Origin of the sequence: Samsonia erythrinae, from assembly GCF_004342665.1 — a bacterium.
Classification (GTDB): Bacteria; Pseudomonadota; Gammaproteobacteria; order Enterobacterales; family Enterobacteriaceae; genus Samsonia; species Samsonia erythrinae.
In genome coordinates this window covers 394,847-418,273 of record NZ_SMBY01000002.1, presented here as the reverse complement: position 1 = coordinate 418,273, position 23,427 = coordinate 394,847, and the positions used below count along the sequence as shown (strand labels likewise).

Sequence of the window (23,427 nt, the reverse complement as noted above, 5' to 3'; positions counted from 1 at the left end):
GAACATTTCGCGGTTTTCGCCAGAAACACATTGGCAGGCACGAAAAATATATAACAGCTTATCTTTACGTCATTTCAGCATCGTTATGACCAATAACAAATAAGCCCTGTTAACACTCGCCGGGTTTCGATTCTGCGCTTATCTTTCTACCGACCAGGAGCGGTATCAGCGAATCCCCCATATAATCCGTTACCGTTGAAAACGTGCTTAACAGGTAGCAATCCCGCTTTCCTATTGTCACCACTGACCACAGGAAAAGACCTATACCCACGCAACAGACCGGATAATAAACGCTTAAGAAGCCAGATTTGTTGAAGGCTCAACCGTATCCTGATTTAGGATCAACAGGGAAAGTACCCGGTTTTCAACGTTTAACTTGGAAAAAGACAGCGTGCTTAACGGCTTTTTGCTAAACCCATCAGACAACAGGTCCGAAACAACTCGCGTACTCAACACATCAGAATTCGTCATAAAGTCGTGGTAAGCAAATTTTACGTTAACAGGCAACACATCATCAATTGAGACTGGCGTATTCATTTCATCACGCAAGCCAAAATGATCGTTAAAGGCAGAATTTGCACAAACCACTTTACACTTTTCGTCAATCACTGCCACAGCACGTCGATCATTCTGAACTGGTTGAGAAAGTATGCCTAAAATCTCATTCCGACCAAATATCAGACTCATTGTTTCCTCTGCATCATGCTATCAAAAAGACATCTCACAGCACACCATGACCCCCACGGCATACCATCGACAAGCATTCAACCTACCCGGATTAAACCGTTTCCGGGTCAATAGTGTTATCCCCTATTCCAGTCAGTCTCCCGCAACACATGTTAATGTTGTCTAAGAGTCGCTGACCCGTCTCGAACAGCCGAGCCTCAAACCTCTGCCGCCTTGCTATGACTTCAGTTTAGAAGGTAATTGGGTGTGTCTACGTTATTTTTTGGAAAGCGGTGATTTCCAAATAAGAAAAAAACACTTTTTTCTTGTCATCCTGATAAGCGCACTACTCTGTTTTTACTGCCTTTGAAAAAGCGTACATCTTCGTAATGGAAGCAGGCGAGAGTACAGATTATTCACTCGTATCAGCTTGTCGCAAATCAGATAAATCTATCTCATTAATAGCTCACACATAATTAACAATTAAACCAAATTCACAACAGTAAAAACACAACTGAACGTGCTATACAGCGTGAGCATAACGAAATATACCCCGAAGAATCTGCTTACTATCGGTTGAATAAGCGGGATCTTTATACCATTTGATCGTAAAAGGCGATCAAAAATCTAATAACAATAGATATAATCTATTGAAAACAATAGATTGATCGTTAATGGCATTACAACAGCGTCGGAAATTCCTTAGTATTCCGACGATGACAGATAGACATCGCACGTTTTAGCTGCTGAGAAAAAATTTACCCCAATGCCGATCTTTCACGTCACAACGCCTTCCTTATTCCTGCATTGCGTGATCAATCGCGCAAAAAAGAAACAAAGCCTTCGAGTTAACTACAATTAACCATTGTTTGACATATCCTTAACATGTTTAAGGAGAAGCGCCTATGACCCAACATAATAAACATACAATCCCGGCCGCAATTGCGGAAAATGCACTGATAAATGCCCAGCAATACGAAAAAATGTATCGGCAATCCGTTGACGATCCCGCAGCCTTTTGGGGAGAGCAGGGAAAAATTGTCGATTGGATCAAACCTTACAACACGATCAAGAACACCTCATTTGATCCCGGCCACGTCCGTATCCGTTGGTTTGAAGACGGTACTTTAAATGTGGCAGCAAATTGCCTGGATCGCCACCTTGCCGAGCGTGGCGACCAAACGGCCATCATTTGGGAAGGCGATGACGCTAACGACAGTAAAAAAGTCACCTATCGCGAACTGCATCGGTCCGTGTGCCGCTTTGCCAATGTGCTTAAGTCACAGGGGATCCAGAAAGGTGATGTCGTGGCCATCTATATGCCGATGGTGCCGGAGGCGGCGGTGGCAATGCTGGCCTGCGCCAGAATTGGCGCGGTTCACTCCGTCATTTTCGGCGGATTCTCTCCGGAGGCGATTTCCGGACGTATTATCGATTCCAATGCCAAGCTGGTGATCACAGCCGATGAAGGCGTGCGCGCCGGACGCACCATTCCACTGAAAAAAAATATTGATGAGGCGCTAAAACACCCGCTTATCACCACCATTACTCACGTCATCGTGTTCCGCCGCACGGGGACCCAATCAGGCGAGTGGCAGACTGGACGCGATCTCTGGTGGCACGAGCTGGTTGAAAAAGCAGACGACGACTGTCCACCGGAAGAGATGAATGCGGAAGATCCGCTGTTTATCCTTTATACATCAGGTTCAACCGGCAAACCCAAAGGGGTGCTGCACACCACCGGCGGCTATCTGGTTTACGCCGCGCTGACGTTCAAATACGTCTTCGACTATCATCCGGGCGATATTTACTGGTGTACCGCCGACGTTGGTTGGGTCACCGGACACAGCTATCTGCTTTATGGCCCGCTGGCATGCGGCGCCATTACGCTGATGTTTGAAGGCGTGCCAACCTGGCCGGACACCCGACGTCTGGCGCAAGTGGTGGATAAACATCAGGTCAACATCCTCTATACCGCCCCGACCGCAATCCGCGCGCTGATGGCTGAAGGTGATAAAGCGATAGCAGGCACATCACGCGAATCGTTAAGGATCATGGGTTCCGTGGGTGAACCCATCAACCCGGAAGCCTGGGAATGGTACTTCAACAAAATCGGCAACGGTAAATGCCCGATTGTCGATACCTGGTGGCAAACGGAAACCGGCGGCTTCATGATCACGCCGCTACCGGGCGCGATTGAAACCAAGGCGGGGTCGGCGACACGTCCCTTCTTCGGCGTGCAGCCGGCGCTGGTCGATAACCTCGGTAACCCGCAGGAAGGCGCAACGGAAGGGAATCTGGTTATTGTTGATTCCTGGCCCGGTCAGGCGAGAACGCTGTTTGGCGACCACGACCGCTTTGAACAGACCTACTTTTCCACCTTTAAAGGCATGTACTTCAGCGGTGACGGCGCGCGCCGTGACGAAGACGGCTATTACTGGATTACCGGGCGCGTCGATGACGTACTGAATGTTTCCGGGCATCGTCTGGGAACGGCGGAGATCGAATCCGCGCTGGTCGCGCATCCCAAGATCGCCGAGGCCGCCGTCGTCGGTATCCCACACAGCATGAAAGGACAGGCCATTTATGCCTATATCACCTTGAACCATGGCGAAACGCCGTCCAGCGAGCTCTATACGGAAGTCCGTAACTGGGTACGTAAAGAGATCGGCCCGATAGCCACGCCGGATATCCTGCACTGGACCGACTCCCTGCCTAAAACGCGATCCGGCAAAATCATGCGTCGTATTTTGCGTAAGATCGCCGTCGGCGACACCAGCAATTTGGGTGATACCTCAACACTGGCCGATCCTGGCGTCGTCGAGAAGCTGCTGGAAGAAAAACAAGCCATGAATACCTCCCCATAACAATCACCTGACTCACTTCTCTTCGCCTCCCCGTAAGCCATGCCGTGGCTCACGGGGATGTGGTTGCCGATAAGTCAGGCGGTGAAGCCGCGACAACGCTCAACCCTACCGATGACTGGAGACTTACGATGAATGATGACATTTATCAACGGATTGAACGTAACCCCTTATTCAGAGAACTGGTTAACCGACGGCAGCGTTTAGCCGTTATTCTCACGCTGATTATGCTGGTGCTTTATGTCGGTTTTATCCTGTTGATCGCCTTTGCGCCAGGCTGGCTGGGTACGCCCATCAGTCCCGGTTCCGGCGTGACTCGCGGCATCCCGCTTGGCGTAGGGCTTATCGTGACGTCTTTCGTCCTGACAGGGCTCTATGTCTACCGCGCGAATGGTGAATTTGATCGGCTGACCAAACAGTTACTGAATGAGGTAAAGCAATGAAAACTCGCTTTATAATGCTGTTCGGATTTTTGATGCTGCCGTCCCTGACGTGGGCGGCGGACGCGCTCACAGGGGATGTCCAGCGCCAGCCATTGAATGTTCAGGCTATCGTGATGTTTCTGTTGTTCGTCGGCGGCACGCTGTATATCACTTACTGGGCGGCGAAAAGAACCCGTTCGCGCAGCGATTACTATACCGCCGGCGGTAACATCACCGGTTTTCAAAATGGTCTGGCGATTGCCGGCGATTATATGTCTGCCGCCTCTTTTCTCGGCATCTCCGCGCTGGTCTACACCTCCGGCTACGATGGCCTGATTTACTCGCTCGGTTTTTTGGTCGGCTGGCCAATCATCCTGTTTCTGATTGCCGAGCGACTACGTAACCTTGGCCGCTATACCTTCGCCGATGTCGCTTCCTACCGTTTGCAGCAGCGTCCCATACGCAGTCTGTCCGCCTGCGGCTCGCTGGTCGTCGTGGCGTTATACCTGATCGCGCAAATGGTGGGCGCAGGAAAGCTCATCGAGCTGCTATTCGGCCTCAACTACCATATCGCCGTCGTGCTGGTCGGCATCCTGATGGTGATGTACGTGATGTTTGGCGGGATGCTCGCCACAACCTGGGTCCAGATTATTAAAGCCGTCCTGCTGCTTTTCGGCGCGACCTTCATGGCCATTATGGTGATGAAGTCCGTCGGATTCAGCTTCGACGCGCTGTTTAAACAGGCGATGGCGGTTCACCCGAAAGGCTCGGCCATTATGAGCCCCGGCGGACTGGTTTCCGACCCGATCTCCGCCCTGTCCCTCGGATTGGGCCTGATGTTCGGTACCGCCGGCCTGCCGCACATTCTGATGCGCTTCTTCACCGTCAGCGATGCCAAAGAAGCGCGAAAAAGCGTGTTCTACGCCACTGGGTTTATGGGCTATTTCTACTTCCTGACCTTTATCATCGGTTTCGGTGCCATCCTGCTGGTCAGCGCCAATCCATCGTTTAAGGATGCGGCGGGCGAGCTGATCGGCGGAAACAACATGGCGGCGGTGCATCTGGCTAATGCGGTCGGCGGCAACCTATTCCTTGGTTTTATCTCCGCCGTGGCCTTTGCGACCATTCTGGCCGTCGTTGCCGGACTCACGCTGGCAGGCGCCTCTGCCGTCTCCCACGATCTCTACTCTAATGTCATCAAGAAAGGGAAAGCGACGGAGCGCGATGAACTGAAAGTGTCGAAAATTACCGTGCTGGTACTGGGAGTTGTCGCTATCGCGCTCGGTATTCTCTTCGAGAATCAGAACATTGCCTTTATGGTAGGGCTGGCTTTCTCTATCGCCGCCAGTTGCAACTTCCCGATTATCATCATTTCCATGTACTGGTCGAAGCTGACAACGCGCGGCGCCATGATTGGCGGCTGGGCCGGGCTGCTGACCGCGGTCATCTTAATGATATTGGGACCCACCATTTGGGTGAAGATCCTTGGCTACGCCACGCCAGTTTATCCTTATGAATACCCGGCACTCTTCTCCATGCTGGCGGCGTTCGTAGGCATCTGGTTCTTTTCCATTACCGATCGCTCCGCTGCCGGACAGCAAGAACGGGCACGTTTCCATGCCCAATTCGTGCGTTCACAAACCGGCGTGGGCGCGTCCCGCGGCGGTTCCCACTAGTATCACGTCTCGCAGGCCCGTCTTGTTGGGCCTGCGCCACAGGCTACTCATTCCCGATCAGAAGCGCTTCCATCAGATCGAGATCGCGTAGCATTTTTTGCAACGTCTCATTGCTGATCTGCTGCGTTGCACGCAAGTGGTACAGCTCCGCACGCTCCGAATTCAACGCGGTCAGACGAAAACGCCGCTCCAGATTCTCAATCAGCAAGCCGTTTTCCGGATCGTCTTTATCGATCAGACGCCGACGTAAATTACCGATAACCCGCGCGCTGACCTCTTTTAGCACCTGCTCGTCAATGTTCTCTTCGCGATCGGCCGCCAGACGTTCCTCCATTTTATGGATGCTCTTTATCGCCACTTCGGCGACAGCCATGCGCGCCATGCGGATTTCTTTCTCATGCACCGCTTTGTCTGCAATCACCACGCCGCGCAGCAGTAACGGCAACGCCATCACACCGCACAGCAGAGAAAACAGAATCACACCCGTGGCGATAAAGACCAGTTGATAGCGCGACGGGAACGCGGTGCCATCCGTCAACAGCAGCGGAATGGACAGCACACCAGCCAGCGTAATGGCCCCGCGCACGCCCGCAAATGAGGCGATCCACAATTCACGCGTGGAAAATTCGGCGAAGACCATCGGCCGTTTTTTCTGGATATGAATGCTGTATCTTTTCATCATCCACAGCCAGCTGAAACGCAGTAACAACAACGCGCCATAGATAATCGCGATGTCGGTAAACAGCATCCAGGTTTCCACCGTGGGATCCAGCTCCGCCTGCGTGATGGAGGTTTCCAAAATGCCCGGCAGTTGCAGGCCCAGCATGATAAACACCATGCCGTTAAACACAAACTCCAGCATCGACCAGACGCCGTTAGCCCGCAGCCGCATCGTTAACGGCGCACTGCGGATCAAGCCGGACTGGCCGATGGTCATCCCCGCCGCGACCGCCGCCAAAATGCCCGATACGCCAATATGTTCCGCGATCAAATACGAGGCAAAGGGTAGCAGCAGCAGCAACACGACCTGCGTCGCCGTGTCATCGCCGCTCCAGCGGTTAATAATGCGCAGCGATTTACCGAACAGCCAGGTAACGGCGACCCCGGCCAGCAGCCCACCTAACGCCACCTGAATGAACTCCAGCGTCGCGCCGGACACCGTAAAGACCATCGTGCCCATGGCGATGGCGACCGCAAATTTTAACGACACCAGGCCGGACGCATCATTCATCAACGCCTCGCCCTGCAAAATGCCCATCAGTTTTTTCGGTATGCGATCTTCCCCCACGATACCGGAAAGCGCCACCGCATCGGTTGGCGACAGCACGGCGGCCAGCGCGAAGGCAGCAATCAACGGCATGCCCGGTACCATCCAGTAGATGAAGTAACCAATACCTGCGACGGTAATCAGCACCAGAACCAGCGCCAGACCGATAATTTCCCGACCATGTTTCAGGAACTCGCGCGTGGGCGTTTTCCAGCCATCGGCAAACAGCAACGGCGGAATGAACAGCACCATGAACAGCTCAGGATTGAAATCAACATGCAAACCAAACTGAGGCCAGGCAAGGATGGCGCCAAGCGCGATTTGCATTAACGGCAGAGGGACTTGAAAAGGTAAAATGCGAGTAACCACCCCGGAAAGAGATACCATCAGGGTCAAAATCAGAATCGTAAAAAATATTTCCATGCTTTCCTTAGACGTACTCCCAAATCAAAAAAATCTGCCGGTTAGTGAGCGAACTGCCCTACCATATTTAACGCATTTAGTTCGGGATGAAAATGGATTTTTAGGTGAAGAATGACAGGATGATTATCGCACAAACAGCATCAATCCAATGCCAACAAAAGACACATTACGTTGCGTTTGCCGCGAGCAATACCAAAGAGAGGACGATGAATAAACGACAGACCTTCGGGACGAAGCCGGAAGGTCTGCCGCAGGAGGGATTACAGAGCCCAGCCACCGGCGTAGAACGCCGCCAGTGCCACGGCGATGATGACCGTACCGATGTTCAGCTTGCGCCATTCACCGGAACAGAGACGACCTAAAACCAGCGCGCCAAAGCCCAGCATGATGCCGGTCACAATGTTACAGGTCAGCACGATAAATACGGCGCAGACCAGACCTGACATCGCATCCACGAAATCATCAAAATTCAGTTTGGAGACATTGCTCAGCATCAGCAGCCCCACATACATCAGCGCCGGCGCAGTGGCGTAACCGGGTACCAGATAGGCTAACGGCGACACGAAGAGCAACAGCAGGAACAGCACGCCCACGACCGTCGCCGTTAAGCCCGTTTTCCCCCCGGCCGCGGTGCCCGCTGCGGATTCAATGTAAACCGCCGCAGGGGATGTCCCGACCAGACTGGAGAAAATGCTGCTCACGGAGTCTGCGGTCAGCGCTTTCCCCCCATTGATGATTTGTCCGTCTTTATCCAGCAGGTTCGCCTGTCCGGCGACGGCGCGGATTGTACCGGTGGCATCGAACACGGCGGTCATCACCAGCGCCAGCACGCTCGGCAGGACCAGCGGCTGCAACGCGCCCACGATATCCAGACTGAAGATCAGCGACGACCCGTCAGCCGCCGTCAGACTCGGCAACGCAAAAAAACCCTGATATTTTACGTTTGGATCAAAAATAAGACCCAGAATAGAGATCGCGATGATCACCAGCAGAATACCGCCCGGCACGCGACGCTTCTCCAGGCCGATGGTCGCGGCCAGTCCCAGCAGGGACATCACCACAGGAAACGAGGTGAAATCGCCCAGCGCAACCGGCAGACCGTCAGCCGGGTTTTTTACCACCAGCCCCACACCGTTAGCGGCAATGATTAGCAAGAACAGACCGATACCGATTCCCGTCCCGTGCGCCACACCCAGCGGCAGGTTACGCAGGATCCACGAACGAATGCCCGTCACGGAAATAATGGTAAACAGCACGCCCATCAGGAAGATCGCCCCGAGCGCCACGGGAATACTGATTTGCTGCCCCAGCACCAGACTGAACGCGGTGAATGCCGTCAGCGAAATCGCACAGCCAATCGCCATCGGCAGGTTGGCCCACAACCCCATCAGCAGCGACCCCAGTCCGGCAACCAGACAGGTTGCGACAAACACGGCCGCTGGCGGGAAGCCCGCCTTGCCCAGCATACTCGGAACCACAATCACCGAGTAAACCATCGCCAGAAACGTCGTCAGGCCCGCTAACACTTCCTGACGCACGCTACTGCCGCGCGGTGTAATTTTGAAAAAAGCATCAAGCATGCCCTGCGAGCCTGCCTGACGGGTGGTGTTTGACATGGTGGTATCCCCTGAAATGCCATGATTATTAAAGAACGATACTGCACGGTTCCTGCGGCCTCGCTCCGCGCGCCCACATCAGGGACGCATTCTGAACCGTGTGGCTCCGCACGCAAACGATTAACTTGCCGAATGCAAAGCTGGAAAACGTTGCCTAATTAAACTATTGCGGTATCAAAAACAGACTGTACTGAACAGGCTGGATTAACGCTGCCCGGCAATGTGAAGCGCACGATTATCCCGCTTCCTTCGCGCTGATTTCAACTGCTAATCGAGACAATTTACCTCTCTCACCTCATCTGCCTGATCGAAGAAACGCGAAACCCGCTGCCGATGATGGAAATTCAGGCAACGAACTGAATGCACAGCGGTATGAAGCAACGCCAAGAAGGATCTCAGGAATAAATCAAAACAGCAGTTCATACAATGCAAACTTATCATTCATTTTTTTGTGATTCTCATCACAAAAAAGTTGACCCGCCATATCAGTATGCGTATCATTGAAAACGTGAACAGCATCACAAAAAATCAACTAACAACGAGGAAATGACCATGACACTGCTGAACAAAATCATCGCTATGTTTGAAAACTTCAACGTGAACTTCGGTACATTCAACCACTAATAATTTAAGAATCGTGGGGATAAAAAGATGCGTATTGTCCGTAAAATCAATCAAATATTAAAAGCGTTGGGCAAAACCTATCGCGGTGTTAACCCCCACGCGCTCTTCCGTTAATCGTACTCAATACGATAACCACCCTAAATGGCTGCCTTCCGGCGGCCATTTTTGTTTTCGTTGTGGCACGGGATCACTGCGCCACATACGGGTGATGCTGACGCCAGTGCGCAGCAATATCCTGCCGACGGCAAATCCATACCCGTTCATGCTGCTGAATATAATCAAGAAAGCGCTGTAAGGCGCGGAAACGCCCGGGTCTTCCAAGCAAGCGGCAGTGCATACCGATCGACAACATTTTTGGCGCCGTCTCTCCTTCCGCATAAAGTACGTCGAAACTGTCTTTCAGATAACTAAAAAACTGATCGCCGCTGTTAAAACCCTGCGGTGAGGCAAAGCGCATATCATTCGCATCAAGGGTATAGGGAACGATAAGGTGCGGCCGCACCTCGCCATTACTTTTTTTCACCGGCATCCAGAACGGCAAATCATCGCCATAATAGTCACTGTCATACCAGAAATGGCCTTGATCGACGACTAACTGGCGGGTATTGGGGCTGTCCCGACCGGTATACCAGCCGAGTGGCGGATTGCCGAATAGCGCCGTCAGCACCTCGATCGCCTTCGCCATGTGCTCACGCTCTGTGTCGATATCCATATTTTGATAATGAATCCAACGCCAGCCGTGGCTCACCACATCATAGTCAGCCGATTTGATCGCATCCACAATCGCCGGATTGCGTGCCAGCGCCATCGCCGCGCCAAATATCGTCAGCAGCAGGCCGCGTCGCTGAAACTCCTGATGGATGCGCCAAAACCCTGCGCGCGAGCCATATTCATACAGTGAATCCATTGACATATGGCGGGCGGGATAACTTTCCGCGCCGATGATCTCAGACAGAAACTGCTCAGATCCGGCATCGCCATGCAGAACGTTATTTTCCGCCCCTTCTTCATAATTCAACACAAACTGCACCGCGATGCGGGCTTTTCCGGGCCAGTTAGCCTGCGGCGGGTTTCCGGCGTAGCCGATGAGATCGCGTGGATAGTCGCCATCGATGATATCAATCAATGCGGCGGGTTCTTTTACCATCATCTTGTTTCCTTAGCGCAAAGTGCTAAACATGCCGCTCAACGGCTTGGCGACAGGGTAATCCAGATCGCCGTGTTTACTGGTCGTCAGCCCCAGTGCCGACAAGGATTCAATCAGTTTCACCGCAGCGCTGACGCCGTCAATAACCGGAATCGCCAGTTCGCGCGTCAGTGCTTGCGCCAGATCGGCCATGCCGCCGCAGCCAAGCACAATCGCCCCCACGCCATCCTGATGCAGGGATTGTATACAATATTCACGCACTTTCTGCTGCGCGATACCGCTATCCTGTTCCAGCGCCAGCACGGGCAAATCGATCGCATGCAGTGCGGCACAGTGATGCTCAAAACCATAACGCTGTAATAAATGACGCGCGATAATCACGGTGCGCGGCAGCGTGGTGACAATGGAGAAGCGCGTTGCCACCAGCGTCGCCATATGCATGGCGGCCTCTGCAATACCAATCACCGGCTTGCTGGCAACTTCACGCGCCGCGAGCAAACCGGGATCGCCAAAGCAGGCAATAATGTGCCCGTCGACGCCCTGCGCTTTTCCCCGCTTGACCTGTTCCAACACGCCAACCGCCGCTATCGCTTCATCAAAATGCCCCTCAATGGAAGGCACGCCCTGAGAAGGCGACACCGCAATAATCTCCGTCCCCGTAGCGGCAACAGCACGAGCCGCCATCCCGATCGTTTCGGTCATGGCGAGGCTGGTATTGGGGTTAATCACCTGAATCAACAATGGATTCATACGAATTTCTCCTTAAGATGGCCAAACAGACGGCAAAAGTCAGGCTCGGCATCTTCACCTCTGTCAAAACGCAAGCTCGCTACAATGTCATCGAAATGTCGTGACAGCGCGTCAGACAGCGCCTGCACCTTTTTCTCCCGCAACAGCGCGAGAAGGTCATGATGATCGTGACACCGGCAGCCTTGCTGCCACGGCGATCCATAAGCGGCAATGACCAGCGATGAGCGCAGCGTTAGCTGTGAGACCATTCCCGTTAACACCGTGTTGCCGGAAATCGCCTGTAACTGAATATGGAAGGCGGCAGACTGACGGATCGCCTCCGCCCCGTTTTGCTCGGCATGTGCCTGCTGTTCCGTGGCGATCAACCTATTCAACGCCGCCAGATGAGGAGCGCGGCAATGAGCAACCACCTCCGGCAGGTTGGCACACTCGATAAGGCGACGCGTTTGAAAAATTTCCCGCGCCTCTTCCACTGAGGGGGTCGATACCTGCGCACCACGTTTGGGCGTTAACGTCACCATTTGCACCATGGCAAGACGCTGTAAAACTTTTCGGATCCCCGTTCTGCTCACTTCAAACACGTCTGCCAGCGCTTCCTCCGGCAATTTTGTTCCCGGCAACAACTGATGTTCCACAATGGCATTGAGCAATGCCTGAAAAATAACCTCATCTTTTTGCTGGGATAATGACGCGTTTTCAAGTCCGTACGTGTAGTTCATTTTATCTTCCCGTTGTTGCAGCCCCTTTAAATCGTATACAGCAAAGATCATCTATGTATACAAAAAAATGAATTTTGGCCTGATTCATGCAACGTCGTTTTACACAACGTCATTTCCTTAACGACCTGGGTAAAAGGAGCAGATTCCATGCCAAAAAAAATCAACACCGGTAATGGCAGCAGCATGTACAGCCCCAGACTCTGTAATGCGGATTTGGCACCGACCCGCGTTCAGACCTGGTCCTGGTACAATATTTTTTCTTTCTGGATGTCCGATGTGCACAGTATGGGAGGGTACGTCGTCGCGGCCAGCTTTTTCACGTTGGGATTAGCAAGCTGGCAGGTGCTGCTGTGTCTTCTGGTGGGGATCTGTATCGTGCAGATCTTCGCCAACCTCGTCGCCAAACCGAGCCAAATGAGCGGCGTGCCTTACGCCGTCATTTGCCGTCAGGCATTCGGCGTGTTCGGCGCCAATATTCCCGCCGTGATCCGCGGCCTCATCGCCTTTGCGTGGTATGGCATACAAACCTATCTGGCTGCTCATGCCTTGATGCTGGTGCTGCTGAAATTTTTCCCGGATCTCGCGCCCCTGACGCAGAGTCACTGGCTCGGCCTGTCTGCGCTTGGGTGGATGTGCTTTGGTATCATGTGGATTTTGCAGGCCATGGTGTTCTGGCATGGTATGAACGCGATTAAACGCTTTATCGACTTCGCCGGTCCGGCTGTTTATGTGGTGATGACGCTGCTGGCCGTCTGGATTATTTACCAGACCGGCTGGGAAAACATCTCCTTTACGCTAAGCAGTAAAACGCTGACGACCGGCGAACAAACCTGGCAAATGCTCACCGCAACCGCGCTGGTGGTCTCCTATTTTTCCGGCCCGCTGTTGAATTTTGGCGATTTCTCTCGCTACGGGAAAAGCATGCAGGAGATCCGCCGCGGCAATCGCTGGGGGCTCCCCTTCAATTTTCTGCTTTTTTCCATCATCACCGTCGTGATTGTCTCAGGAACGCAGTCGCTGTTTGGCCGCATGATTACCGACCCCATTGAAACCGTCACGCATATCGGCAGCGGTTTTGCGGTTGCTCTCGGCGTGCTGACCATGATCATCGCCACAATAGGGATCAATATCGTCGCCAACTTCGTCTCATCGGCCTTCGATTTCTCAAACTGCTCGCCGCAGCGCATCAGTTTCCGCACCGGCGGCATGATCGCCGCGATCGGTTCCGTTCTTCTCACCCCCTGGAATCTGTTCAACTCGCCGGAGCTGATTCACTACACGCTGGATGTGCTCGGCGCCTTTATCGGCCCGCTGTTCGGTATTCTGCTGATGGATTTCTACGTCATCAAAGGCGGGAAAGTCTATGTGGACGATCTCTTCGACGCGACGCCAAAAGGACGGTACTGGTATCGGAACGGTTTCAATCCGAATGCGCTGATGGCATTGATCCCCGCCGTCGCCATCGGCTTGATTATCAGCTTTACCCCGCAATGGCGCGATGCCGCCAACTTCAGTTGGTTTATCGGCGCGCTCCTTGCCGCAGGCTGCTACCGTTACTTAGCGCGCCACGAATGCATCGGCGCCACCAGAAAATCCATCGCTCTGCGCGGCATGCTGTTAGAGAAGGAATAACCACGATGAGCGCCGCATTGGTCATGCGGCGCTGGCACGTCAGGCATAGAGCGAGACTTCCCCTATCGGACGCGTTTTAAAGCGGCGGTGCAGCCAGAGATACTGTTCAGGCGCACGCATGATCTCTTTCTCAATCACCGTGTTCATGTAGCACGCCGCCGCCTGCTCATCGTGATACGGATAATCCTGTAGCTCCGGCTGGATCACAAGGTGATAGCCCGATGCATCCGGCTTGCGAATTAGTACCGTGGTCATCATCGCGGGCTTTGCCAGACGGCTGATGGTGAAGGTGCCGTTGGTGGTCGCGGCATGTTTTACCGCAAAGAACGGGGCAAATACGCTCCCTTTCGGGCCGTAATCCTGATCGGGCGCGAACCACACCGCCTCCCCCCGTTTCAGCGCCTGCACCATACCTCGCAGATCTTTACGGTCAATCATCGCTTTGTTCGAGCGGGAACGTCCCCAGGTCTGCACCTTTTCCATCACTTTATTATTGTGCGGCCGGTACATCGCCATCATTGGTTGGCACAATCCCATCGCTCTGCCGCCCAGTTCCAGCGACATAAAGTGAATGCCAATCACCATGACGCCCCGTCCCTTCGCGGTAGCCTGTTGTAAATGCTCCAACCCAGAAACATCAAACCAGTGGCGAACACGCCGATCGGACCAGAACCATGCCATGCCAGTCTCAACCAATGCCATGCCCAGCGAAGCGAAGTTACTGTCGATCATGGCTTCGCGTTCGTCGTCAGAGATGGTAGGGAAACACAATTCAAGATTGCGCCGGGCGATCGCCACCCGACGTTTAAGAAAAAGACGGGATAAACGCCCCGCGCTGCTTCCGATCTTCATCAGCAGCGGGTAAGGAAGTTGTACTAATAAAAACAGCACGCCGAGGCCGAACCACGTCGTCCAATAGCGTGGGTGGAGTAATGCCCTGGTAAATTTTTGCTTAATTTTCATGATACTCATCTTTAAGTGGCTAACAGCGCATCGCATAAAACATCGCTCTTACGCGCTACCTCTATCATGACACTTATTTATTGGAATCGTTTCAGTCGTACGGAAACAGGATGTTGACCGTTATCACGCATGAGGTTAAAAAGCAGGATAAACGAGCTGATAACACAGAGGGGATGTTGAGCAACCGATGGACGGCTGACGGCGGTGCTCATCATACCTGATTCAGGCACAATTAAAGAGTGATAACCTAAAAAATCGTATTTACTACAAACAAATAAGTACGAGTGACTAACCAACCGGGAAAGGACGCTATGATGGGGGGGTATTTTCACGCCACCCTACCCGAACCAAATAAAAATTTTGCATTAAACAGAGCATTATTCCGTCATCGGCAATACGCAGATGCTCATCAAAGCTAGCAACCATTTGCATATGGAAAAACAATGTTACTCTTTCATTGACTCAAACTTTTCCGTACAAAAAAATTACGTGAGTTACCATCAGATAGCCATAAATCAGCGAGGTAATAGCGGCCTTTAACGCACTTGATACCACTCACCGGGCAGTGAAGGGAATCGAATAAATTATGTAATTTATTGATATTAAAATGAATAATATATCTTTAACCTCTATAGCTATACGCATTTCTATACATATTCACTCTCGCTTGAATTTTACCGACAGCAGAAGCTGGATTTTGGTAGAAAAAAGAAAATGTATGAAATAGCATTCATTAATAGGTATAAACGTTGGCTGATGACTCTGCTCAGCAACATTAGCCTGCGATTTTCCTGGGTGAGATTTTACTATCAGTGATGAAAATCGTTGTGTTAGACAGAGCTACAGTTGCAAAATTCAAGAAATAGCGCTAAATGAAAATTTATCTCATTAACATAGGTTGATGCTACAATCGAGGGGTTATCCCATTGAGTTTACGAACAGTACGCAATAACTATTGCCCTTTTAGCCTATTCATTATCAGATCTTCCTTTCACCAGAATTAATCCCATACTATAATTATTTTCATGATAATACTTTCAAACAATGCATCATTATACGATGATGGCTATTGACTCATTTAACAAAAAATGCAGAAATTACCCCCCATAAGGAAAAAGGATTTGTGGGGTTGTAGCGAACACATAGGAGATAGTTATGGATGATTTGTTAGATAAAAATGGATATCTGGATTTTGAGGATTCTGGTCGGATTTACGACTTCAATTCTCCATTGGACATAAATGAGTTTTTTTCAATTAAACCAGAAGAACTACTTCCTCCTGGAGCCTCGCCAATTATTGATGAGGAAACTGGCTTATGCATCGGTTATATAGGTCAATCAAGAGGTGGGGTTTATGATATTTATGATATAAATGGAAAGTTTGTTACGTTGCACGAACTTCCACTTGAATCACCTATCTTCGATCCTCTGGACATAATTCTATTTGGATTTATTGTAGGGAAATCACTAAAGGGTGCCAGTAATTTATTTAAAATAACAACAAGAAATGGAATTGTAAAAAACCTTTCAGTGAGATTAAGTGAAAATATTATATCTTCATTGAGAGGTCGTCTTAAGATAGGGCTTTCACCAAAAAGTATAAAATTTACATCAGCAACAGCGGCACATATGAGGGAGCCAGCACGATATGTTCCAGTACATATTCTGGAGAAAGCTATACGCTTTGGGAAGCGAGGTAAAGATTTAAAAGGAAAATCTGACAGAATATTAAAAAAATACGAAATAAAAATAACAAAGACAAGATTCAATAAAGATAAAAAAGCATATGAAAATAAAGAATATAATTTAGAGATAGTTGTCGATGAAAGCAACTGGACAATAACTCATTATATGTATAAATAAGGTGATTTTATGGTTAATATACGAGATGTAGACACTGAGATTAACATATATCCTATTGAGAAAATTGAGGGTATGCAGGATACAGCTTATGATGTTTGGTTAAAAATGTATATCGAACTTACAACAAAGGGACTTAAGTTCAATGCGGAATGGGGATGTCATCTTTTTGACTTACGAGAACTATATGAAAATTTAATTAAAATGGAAAAAAACCCATCCCCAAGCTCTTATTCATTCGCCCCTGAGGAAAAAATGATTTCATTCGATTTTAGGAAGAATGACATAGGTTCATATTATGTCAGATATACTCTATACACGGATATTCGCTCTGATATTTATGTAAATGGGATATCACATATTGACATCCCGACAATGGAAAATTTAATTATTGGGGTAAAAAACCTTATTGATTATTAATATACTCGTTCTTCCCATAAGCTATAACCAGATGTCCCCGTAGCATGGTTAGTCCATGTAATATCTTTATAGTAGAAAAGAACCATCTCATGTGGTTGTTTATCTGCATGAGTAAGAGAGTGAGGATAATCAATTGAAATGTTAGCTATCGATGCATCATTAAGCTTTATAGTGTAGTATTTTTTCAACACGCCTTCAGGAGTTCCTCTGTAAATGTCAAAAACACATTTTAAAATTTCATTATCTGATATAGACACCCCTAATAAGGGAGAGGATTTGTCAATTGGTTTTATTATTTCAACAGGATTATGTTTAACATTCTGATCGCGTGTAATTGTATGGCGTAATGCCAGAGTAAATATTTCATCTTCATGACCACTCTGGTATCTATTCCCAATCGAATCAAATGTAGAGCAGCCGGAAGATATCAATCCTTGTTTTGCTCCAGTAAGGGTTAAATATATAATATTAGCCATTGATTATTCCTTATCGTTAAAATTTACCCAAGCAGATTACATATTTATCACATCGCATTTCATCATACTATAATTGCTTTTTAAATAATTAGGGCGATAATAGTACGGAATGTATTCAATTGTCGGTTTTTTAGTTTATTTCCCCATGCAGTAACGATTTCAGTAAATTACGAGCATCAATTAGCTAAACATTACCCTTTCGGTTCAATCCCCTGCTTTCTCAATTCCTGACGGGCAAGTTCTTTGAACCAGTTTCCGAGACTGACACCTTCTTTCTCCACAACTTCATCAAGCTGTTCACGTAGCTCAGGCGAAATCCGTATCTGGAAGGTAGGTGATTTCCCTGCGGATGAAGATTTCTTCGTGTCACGTTTTATTGTTGACATGTACGTACCTTTTTAACTATGATGATTTTAATAGGTACGTACCCTATCACGAAAGCATTTCACATACATCACCCGTTTTACCCCAGAAAGGTATTGCACTACCAGACAAGGGCTGACCACAACGTTATAGGACTAACGATATAGCTAACAGCAAGTCTAGCAATTCCCCTCTTGAAGATCAGCACATTAAGCAGTTAGGTAAAGGTTATTTTAGTCGGTTCCGGCAAGAAGCAGTGGAGGTGCATTGATCCTACCCACGTAATGCGAACACAGCCCTATGCGAGGTTTTGATTTTCAAACTGTTCCGGGCTGAGACCGCCACAAGCACTGTGGCGACGCCAGCGATTGTCATCGCACCCAATATAATTAAATACCGTTGACCGAATTATTTCCCTGTTGCAAAAGCGTTCTCCGTGGAGACATTCTACTTTCAGTATGTGAAAGAAGCAGGCGGTCATTTGTTGCTGTTGTTAACTGCGCCACGCATAAAGCTGTGATTCGTACAGGCTAAGTTCGCGTGCAGCGGCAGCGATGCCAATACGTTCGGCCAGTTTCAGGGCTTCATCGCGGAATTCGGGCGTATGCAGCTTACGGGATTTCTTATTGGTTGATGCTGGTTTTGTCATGTGAGTCACCTCTTAATTGAGGGTTACTCACTTAGTCAATCGCGTGTCCACTAATGGCGGATAGGATCAGTTGACTTTAATGAAGTGAAGGGAATATAACAAGACACAATTACAACTGATTTATATGGATAATATTTAATTATAAGTTTTCAATACCCCCAAATGTACCCCCAACAACATTCCCGTTATAATGTACGCATAAACAATATTTTTAGTGGAACACAGCATGGAACCACGTAAAAAACTCCCCGAATGTCCTAAATGCGGCGCATGGATGCGAGCACGTACAAGCCTTGCCTTAGATGCCAATGTGCGCAGCATCTACCGCGTTTGTACCGGTCAAGAATGCGGTTTTAAATGCACATCATTACAATGGTATGAGGTCGCCCTTAACCAGGCAGAAGAAAACGCCAGCATCCCCGAAACAATAAAAACGCGCTGCATAGCGATGAGGCAAGGCCGCTATGATCACTTGTAAATACTGCGGTAAAGTCGCAGGAGACAGAGGGGTGGAAAAAATTGGGGAAAACAGTTATCGCCGCTACCACCAATGCAAAAACTTGTTATGCGGCCATTGCTTCACCACAATTGAAGAACTGAGAGTGAGCACATCAGACAACGAACAGGCAGCACATTGTAGTGCTACCTGTGACAATATCATGCCTAACAGTCAGCCAAATAACTCTGCCGTCCCTCATCGGGTAAATACCGATTAAAATGTGAGCAGTATATTGTTGATTCAGATACTGCTCGCGCTTTCCCTCATTATTACCCGACAGTGCTTTTTCACAGGCTAACATCAAAAATTGCTAAATGGGATTTCCCCAGTGAACAGTTTTTCTTTGTATTCCGCATCAGACTTAGCACGCGATAATTGTGCCGGAGAAGGGGTATTTTTCATCGCTCTGAAAACATTTCGTGGATACGCGCCTGGATGATCATCCGGTAACTCACTATCGGTTAGCTTAATGCCGTTACTGCGAATGATAGTTTTAACAGAATTGATTATTGATGATTCGATATCATCAGTTGACATGATTTTTTCAACATGCCCTACATCAACTAATTCACTCTGTTCGTTTCTGTATGCGGTAGTGAAATAAACCGCCGTAAGTGTTTCACGAACACTGACACCATACATTCTACACAGTCCAACGACTCGGCTAATCCGCGGTGCCATTAAATCATGTAGCTCGGTGATAAGTTGTTCAACTTCACGCTTCACGATGGGGGCAGTGACATTGGAAAATGCATTGTTATATTCAACGGTCATGCCGCCCAGCCGAATATTCATTTCGGCTACCTTTCGTTTTTGATCTTTCATCAAGATAGATAAACGGGCTATTTTAGCCTTAGCGGTAGTGGTAAGAAACAAAGCCCGCTCTGACTCAGTATTCTCTACGCCGTTATTTTCCATGAGAATACTTTCCCATTTTCCATCATTCTCTTTTAGCTCTGCTTCGGCCTGACGATGACTTTCCACAAGATTGGCTAGGGTTAGCCGTTCCTGCTCAATATCGGCCTCCAGTGCAGAAAACGTGTTAGCAATCTCATCCAGCCGTTGCCGTGCAGGGTTTGTATCTGAAACAGCGTCATGAATAGGGGTGGTCATTTTTACGTCCTTCTCAGTAGTGTAATACACCTATATTCACCATCTGAGCATGGCAGATCTCGCGATTACATTTGTCGCCGGTGTATTACAACGAAGTGCGCTTTTGCTGGCCTGCAACCAGATGAAAAATCGGGTGTATTACACAACGCTGGGGATCAAGATATGAAAGGCAGCAGTAATGGTAAAACACGAATGAGGACATTGCGTGTACCTCACCAGATTGACGCAGAGATTGAACGCCAGTGTAAGCGGTTAAAGCGTGGCTACACTGCGCTGATACTGGATGCAGTACAAATCTATCTGGCTCAAACGCCAGAGCCTAATAACACAGGCACTGCTACGCCTGAGTCCGTTTACCGCATGAATTTTGATGAGCGCTTCCCGTTCCTGAAGTAATCCTTACCTGTCTGGTGTAATACACTTTTGTATGTCGTGCAGTTAGCGCGACGAACAACAATCTATTGCCCAGCCTAAACTGCCCATGAACCGCACCAGAATCGGCTTCTGAGGCATGATCATCCGAATCCATTTCACTTATCATGAACACGCGACGCGCCTCCTCAGCAGCATTTGAATGCTGTTTTATGGGTACTCCCTAATTATATCTGTCCATAACCCCGTATACCCCACAGCGCGCGAGGGTTCCCCCGCCACGCCCGCACGTTAAAGATGCTTATTTTTGTGCAACAGACAACCCCCTCCTAGGCCGCTCCAGTACTGATGCAGGCTCGCAATAAGATAGACCTAAAATTTGTGCAAAATCGTGCATTTTTATGCAGTATTTGTTGCCTATCACATAGCAGTGTTTCGTGACATAAAAAAACTCTCCAGTTACAGGAGAAGAAAAAAATTCGTGCTATAAGGATTGTATGGATTTAAAGTCTACGGCTTCAAAAAATTGTTACCGTAAAGGATGAAAAACGATCAATAACCATGAGAGATATCGACGTTAGACGAGCTGTCCACAAAAAAATCCTTAAGGAACACCACAAGGATCCTGACACTCTTATAATTGATGAGTTCGTAATGAACTTGGGAGCTAGCCGTGCAGACATTACCGTAATCAATGGCCTAATGCATGGATATGAGTTAAAAAGCAAAAGTGACAATCTTCTACGCTTGCCTGCCCAGGTTGAATTTTACTCTTCGGTTATGGATAAGGTCACTCTAGTTGTTTCTGAGTGTCATGCACAAGAAGCTGTAAAAATTATTCCTGAGTGGTGGGGAATAAAAATTGCCACCGAAGGTGCTCGGAATGCTGTTCATTTGCATACAGAACGAATGAATAGAATGAATCCATCAATTGATAAAGTTTCTCTGTCGATGTTGCTTTGGAAAGACGAAATGCTTTCAATTTTGGCTTCGTATGGTCTAGAACGTGGCTTGAAAAGCAAGCCACGTAGATTTTTATGGTTGAAATTATCAGAATGTTTAGAGACCAATCAGCTGCGTGATGAAGTTCGAACGAAACTTAAATCCCGTATAAATTGGCGAGCTGATCAACAACCTTAGTTATGTGGTGGTTTTGCCCGATTTTTCTCCAAACCTCTGGACTGCCAAATTTGTGATTAGGAGTTGGGTTTTTTAAATATTGGGCATAGACTTGGGCGTAATCGTAAATTTCCTTATCTCCTGCGGAAAATGCTGGCCCCGAATATTCTTTATGTGAAACAATTGCTTGGCTATGCGCACCATATTGATCATAACCATACGTGTTGGCTTTCTTCCCTCTAAATACCCAAAAGTCGTCATCACCAGTGTAACGCACACTTGCTGACACACTAGGAAATCTGGTCGCTAACCTCGTATAGTCGGGATGTTGTACACCATAATCACTATAAATGACTGATCTTGAGAGTTCACCGCTTTGGTGTAGCTGTTGCCATAGTACCCACTCTGAACGTAGCTGTGAATAAATACCAATAGATATTTGACTTAGATCTACAGGGAATGAGCCTCCCGCTAAAATTATGCGGCGATAACTATTTAAATTATAGAGATTATTAACCAGACCTATTGCTAATGTTTTACTTTGTCCGGTTTCTAATAACTCCTCTGAAATTGAATCACGTAGATCGATTACGATATCAATATTTTTATATGGAATATTAAGATGGGAAATATAAGCTGAAATTAATTGTGGGTTCGCAAGATCTGTTACAGTCAGACGTAGACATACTTCACCTTGGACAAGTCTATCGATTTCACGTAAATAATTTGCATTACGAGTGGGAGAGCTTACAGGAACTACATGTAAACCAGCAGCCCTGGCTTGATTGACAGCATTCGCTATGGGGTAAGTATCTCCAGAGCTAATGAATTGTTCTTCGACAAGAAGCCCATCGATATAAATCATTGATATATCAGAACATGGAGTAGATAGTTTCTTACCGAAATCATATAAATGATCATTATATGTTTTGTTTTGTATATCTGTATCTGGGTCTAACGGGACTGGTTCTATTTCAAATAACGGGATAATTTTTGATTTAACTGATTGATCCAATAAGTTTATTGCTGAAAATTCTGCGCGCTTAGTCTTTAAAATAGGCACGTAAGATATTACAGTCATCTAATTATTCCTATAAATAGTATGCATCCTAATTAATTGTGTTTGGTTATTTACGTAACCAGTTAATTTATCTTATTTTCAATTTTTCTTGTCAACACCAAATTGTATGTAGCGTGACTTAAAAGGTTTGACGAAGAGATTAAATATTTTTTCTGGCTTGTTTAAAGATTATCGGTGCTACATATGTGCCGATTATGTTCATACAACTTCATACTAAACACTGCAATCCGTTTCAGCAGTTCCGCCGTTTTATCCTAATATTCCTAATCTTTTTTACTTCTTCGGCGGCGCCGCGATACAGACAGCCATCAGCGATGGCAACATATGAGTAATCCACGAGCGTGATCGCGTTGCCAGTTTCCAACCTCCGCAACTCACGGTCGCTGATATTCCAGCCCATCGAGCGAGAGAAATCTGCAACGCTTGCGCGCCAGCCTACTGGTCGAGAAGCATTTTCCAGTCAGCCATCGGAAAACTGTTACAACCGTTACACCCCATAAAAACCCTATCCAATACACTGATAAATAACAGAAAATAATGTAACACTTTAGGCGTTACAAACCGTTACGCAAAGTGTTACATCTAATTAAATCAATGATTTAAAACCCTATTCTGTAACACTTCATAACCGTTACATCGTGACGCTTCTGTAACGCTTTTGTAACGGTTTTCAATTTCTTAAATAGTTATATTATTCAATATATTA

Annotated in this window: 21 protein-coding genes and 2 pseudogenes; 10 read left to right on the top strand and 13 right to left on the bottom strand. The window is 48.2% G+C overall.

What is annotated here, in order from left to right; all coding sequences use genetic code 11:
• Positions 1-294 precede the first annotated feature (294 nt).
• Complete coding sequence (locus EDC54_RS06320; protein WP_132454351.1) at positions 295-687, bottom strand: transcriptional regulator; 393 nt, start codon at positions 685-687, stop codon at positions 295-297.
• An 884-nt stretch (positions 688-1,571) separates the two neighbouring features.
• On the opposite strand from EDC54_RS06320, the gene acs reads away from it, so the two are divergent.
• From acs to actP, 3 genes are all read left to right on the top strand, one after another.
• Positions 1,572-3,533 carry an acetate--CoA ligase gene (gene acs / locus EDC54_RS06315; RefSeq protein ID WP_132454349.1) on the top strand — a complete coding sequence of 654 codons (1,962 nt, stop codon included), beginning with the start codon at positions 1,572-1,574 and terminating at the stop codon, positions 3,531-3,533.
• 128 nt (positions 3,534-3,661) lie between these two features.
• On the top strand, positions 3,662-3,973 hold the full coding sequence (locus EDC54_RS06310) for a DUF485 domain-containing protein (protein WP_132454460.1): 312 nt from the start codon (positions 3,662-3,664) through the stop codon (positions 3,971-3,973).
• Complete coding sequence (gene actP / locus EDC54_RS06305) at positions 3,970-5,628, top strand: cation/acetate symporter ActP (RefSeq protein WP_132454347.1); 1,659 nt, start codon at positions 3,970-3,972, stop codon at positions 5,626-5,628. The genes EDC54_RS06310 and actP overlap by 4 nt, the downstream gene beginning before the upstream one ends.
• A gap of 43 nt (positions 5,629-5,671) precedes the next feature.
• Here actP and EDC54_RS06300 read toward each other — a convergent pair whose 3' ends face one another.
• From EDC54_RS06300 to EDC54_RS06280, 5 genes are all read right to left on the bottom strand, one after another.
• Positions 5,672-7,318 (bottom strand): Na+/H+ antiporter, encoded by a 1,647-nt coding sequence (locus EDC54_RS06300; RefSeq protein ID WP_132454345.1) that lies wholly within the window; start codon positions 7,316-7,318, stop codon positions 5,672-5,674.
• 260 nt (positions 7,319-7,578) lie between these two features.
• Complete coding sequence (locus EDC54_RS06295; RefSeq protein WP_132454343.1) at positions 7,579-8,934, bottom strand: NCS2 family permease; 1,356 nt, start codon at positions 8,932-8,934, stop codon at positions 7,579-7,581.
• An 811-nt stretch (positions 8,935-9,745) separates the two neighbouring features.
• Complete coding sequence (gene puuE, locus EDC54_RS06290) at positions 9,746-10,705, bottom strand: allantoinase PuuE (RefSeq protein ID WP_132454458.1); 960 nt, start codon at positions 10,703-10,705, stop codon at positions 9,746-9,748.
• 12 nt (positions 10,706-10,717) lie between these two features.
• Positions 10,718-11,455, bottom strand: coding sequence for an aspartate/glutamate racemase family protein (locus tag EDC54_RS06285; protein ID WP_132454341.1), 738 nt, complete (start codon positions 11,453-11,455; stop codon positions 10,718-10,720).
• Positions 11,452-12,174 (bottom strand): GntR family transcriptional regulator, encoded by a 723-nt coding sequence (locus tag EDC54_RS06280; protein ID WP_132454339.1) that lies wholly within the window; start codon positions 12,172-12,174, stop codon positions 11,452-11,454. The genes EDC54_RS06285 and EDC54_RS06280 overlap by 4 nt, the downstream gene beginning before the upstream one ends.
• Before the next feature lie 147 nt (positions 12,175-12,321).
• Here EDC54_RS06280 and EDC54_RS06275 point away from each other — a divergent pair, with 147 nt between their 5' ends.
• Positions 12,322-13,806: an NCS1 family nucleobase:cation symporter-1 gene (locus EDC54_RS06275; RefSeq protein ID WP_132454337.1), complete on the top strand. Its 1,485-nt coding sequence runs from the start codon at positions 12,322-12,324 to the stop codon at positions 13,804-13,806.
• Positions 13,807-13,845: 39 nt separating this feature from the next.
• On the opposite strand, the gene lpxP is transcribed toward EDC54_RS06275, so the two are convergent.
• Complete coding sequence (gene lpxP / locus EDC54_RS06270; RefSeq protein WP_132454335.1) at positions 13,846-14,769, bottom strand: kdo(2)-lipid IV(A) palmitoleoyltransferase; 924 nt, start codon at positions 14,767-14,769, stop codon at positions 13,846-13,848.
• A 1,155-nt stretch (positions 14,770-15,924) separates the two neighbouring features.
• On the opposite strand from lpxP, the gene EDC54_RS06265 reads away from it, so the two are divergent.
• Positions 15,925-16,632 (top strand): hypothetical protein, encoded by a 708-nt coding sequence (locus tag EDC54_RS06265; RefSeq protein ID WP_132454333.1) that lies wholly within the window; start codon positions 15,925-15,927, stop codon positions 16,630-16,632.
• 9 nt (positions 16,633-16,641) lie between these two features.
• Entirely contained in the window at positions 16,642-17,049 is a 408-nt protein-coding gene (locus EDC54_RS06260) for a hypothetical protein (protein WP_132454331.1), read from the top strand.
• On the opposite strand, the gene EDC54_RS06255 is transcribed toward EDC54_RS06260, so the two are convergent.
• The 4 genes and pseudogenes from EDC54_RS06255 to EDC54_RS18010 form a co-directional block, all read right to left on the bottom strand.
• On the bottom strand, positions 17,046-17,525 hold the full coding sequence (locus EDC54_RS06255) for an Hcp family type VI secretion system effector (RefSeq protein WP_132454329.1): 480 nt from the start codon (positions 17,523-17,525) through the stop codon (positions 17,046-17,048). The genes EDC54_RS06260 and EDC54_RS06255 overlap by 4 nt on opposite strands.
• A gap of 191 nt (positions 17,526-17,716) precedes the next feature.
• Positions 17,717-17,911, bottom strand: a complete 195-nt coding sequence (locus tag EDC54_RS06250; RefSeq protein ID WP_132454327.1) for a type II toxin-antitoxin system HicB family antitoxin — start codon at positions 17,909-17,911, stop codon at positions 17,717-17,719.
• Positions 17,912-18,186: 275 nt separating this feature from the next.
• A pseudogene (locus EDC54_RS18015) lies at positions 18,187-18,357 on the bottom strand (IS3 family transposase); the annotation flags it as partial.
• Positions 18,358-18,384: 27 nt separating this feature from the next.
• Positions 18,385-18,537: pseudogene (locus EDC54_RS18010) on the bottom strand (IS3 family transposase); the annotation flags it as partial.
• 226 nt (positions 18,538-18,763) lie between these two features.
• On the opposite strand from EDC54_RS18010, the gene EDC54_RS06240 reads away from it, so the two are divergent.
• Both EDC54_RS06240 and EDC54_RS18230 read left to right on the top strand, forming a co-directional pair.
• Positions 18,764-19,015 (top strand): ogr/Delta-like zinc finger family protein, encoded by a 252-nt coding sequence (locus EDC54_RS06240; protein ID WP_132454325.1) that lies wholly within the window; start codon positions 18,764-18,766, stop codon positions 19,013-19,015.
• Entirely contained in the window at positions 19,002-19,253 is a 252-nt protein-coding gene (locus tag EDC54_RS18230) for an ogr/Delta-like zinc finger family protein (RefSeq protein ID WP_132454323.1), read from the top strand. The genes EDC54_RS06240 and EDC54_RS18230 overlap by 14 nt, the downstream gene beginning before the upstream one ends.
• Positions 19,254-19,336: 83 nt before the next feature.
• Here the strand turns inward: EDC54_RS18230 and EDC54_RS06230 are convergent, their stop codons facing one another.
• Positions 19,337-20,149 (bottom strand): hypothetical protein, encoded by an 813-nt coding sequence (locus EDC54_RS06230; RefSeq protein ID WP_132454321.1) that lies wholly within the window; start codon positions 20,147-20,149, stop codon positions 19,337-19,339.
• A gap of 162 nt (positions 20,150-20,311) precedes the next feature.
• Here EDC54_RS06230 and EDC54_RS06225 point away from each other — a divergent pair, with 162 nt between their 5' ends.
• Together EDC54_RS06225 and EDC54_RS06220 are read left to right on the top strand one after the other, a co-directional pair.
• On the top strand, positions 20,312-20,545 hold the full coding sequence (locus EDC54_RS06225) for a hypothetical protein (RefSeq protein WP_132454319.1): 234 nt from the start codon (positions 20,312-20,314) through the stop codon (positions 20,543-20,545).
• Positions 20,546-21,082: 537 nt separating this feature from the next.
• Positions 21,083-21,661, top strand: a complete 579-nt coding sequence (locus tag EDC54_RS06220) for a sce7726 family protein (RefSeq protein ID WP_132454317.1) — start codon at positions 21,083-21,085, stop codon at positions 21,659-21,661.
• Here the strand turns inward: EDC54_RS06220 and EDC54_RS06215 are convergent.
• Positions 21,621-22,721, bottom strand: coding sequence for a beta family protein (locus EDC54_RS06215; RefSeq protein ID WP_132454315.1), 1,101 nt, complete (start codon positions 22,719-22,721; stop codon positions 21,621-21,623). The genes EDC54_RS06220 and EDC54_RS06215 overlap by 41 nt on opposite strands.
• Positions 22,722-23,427: the final 706 nt, after the last annotated feature.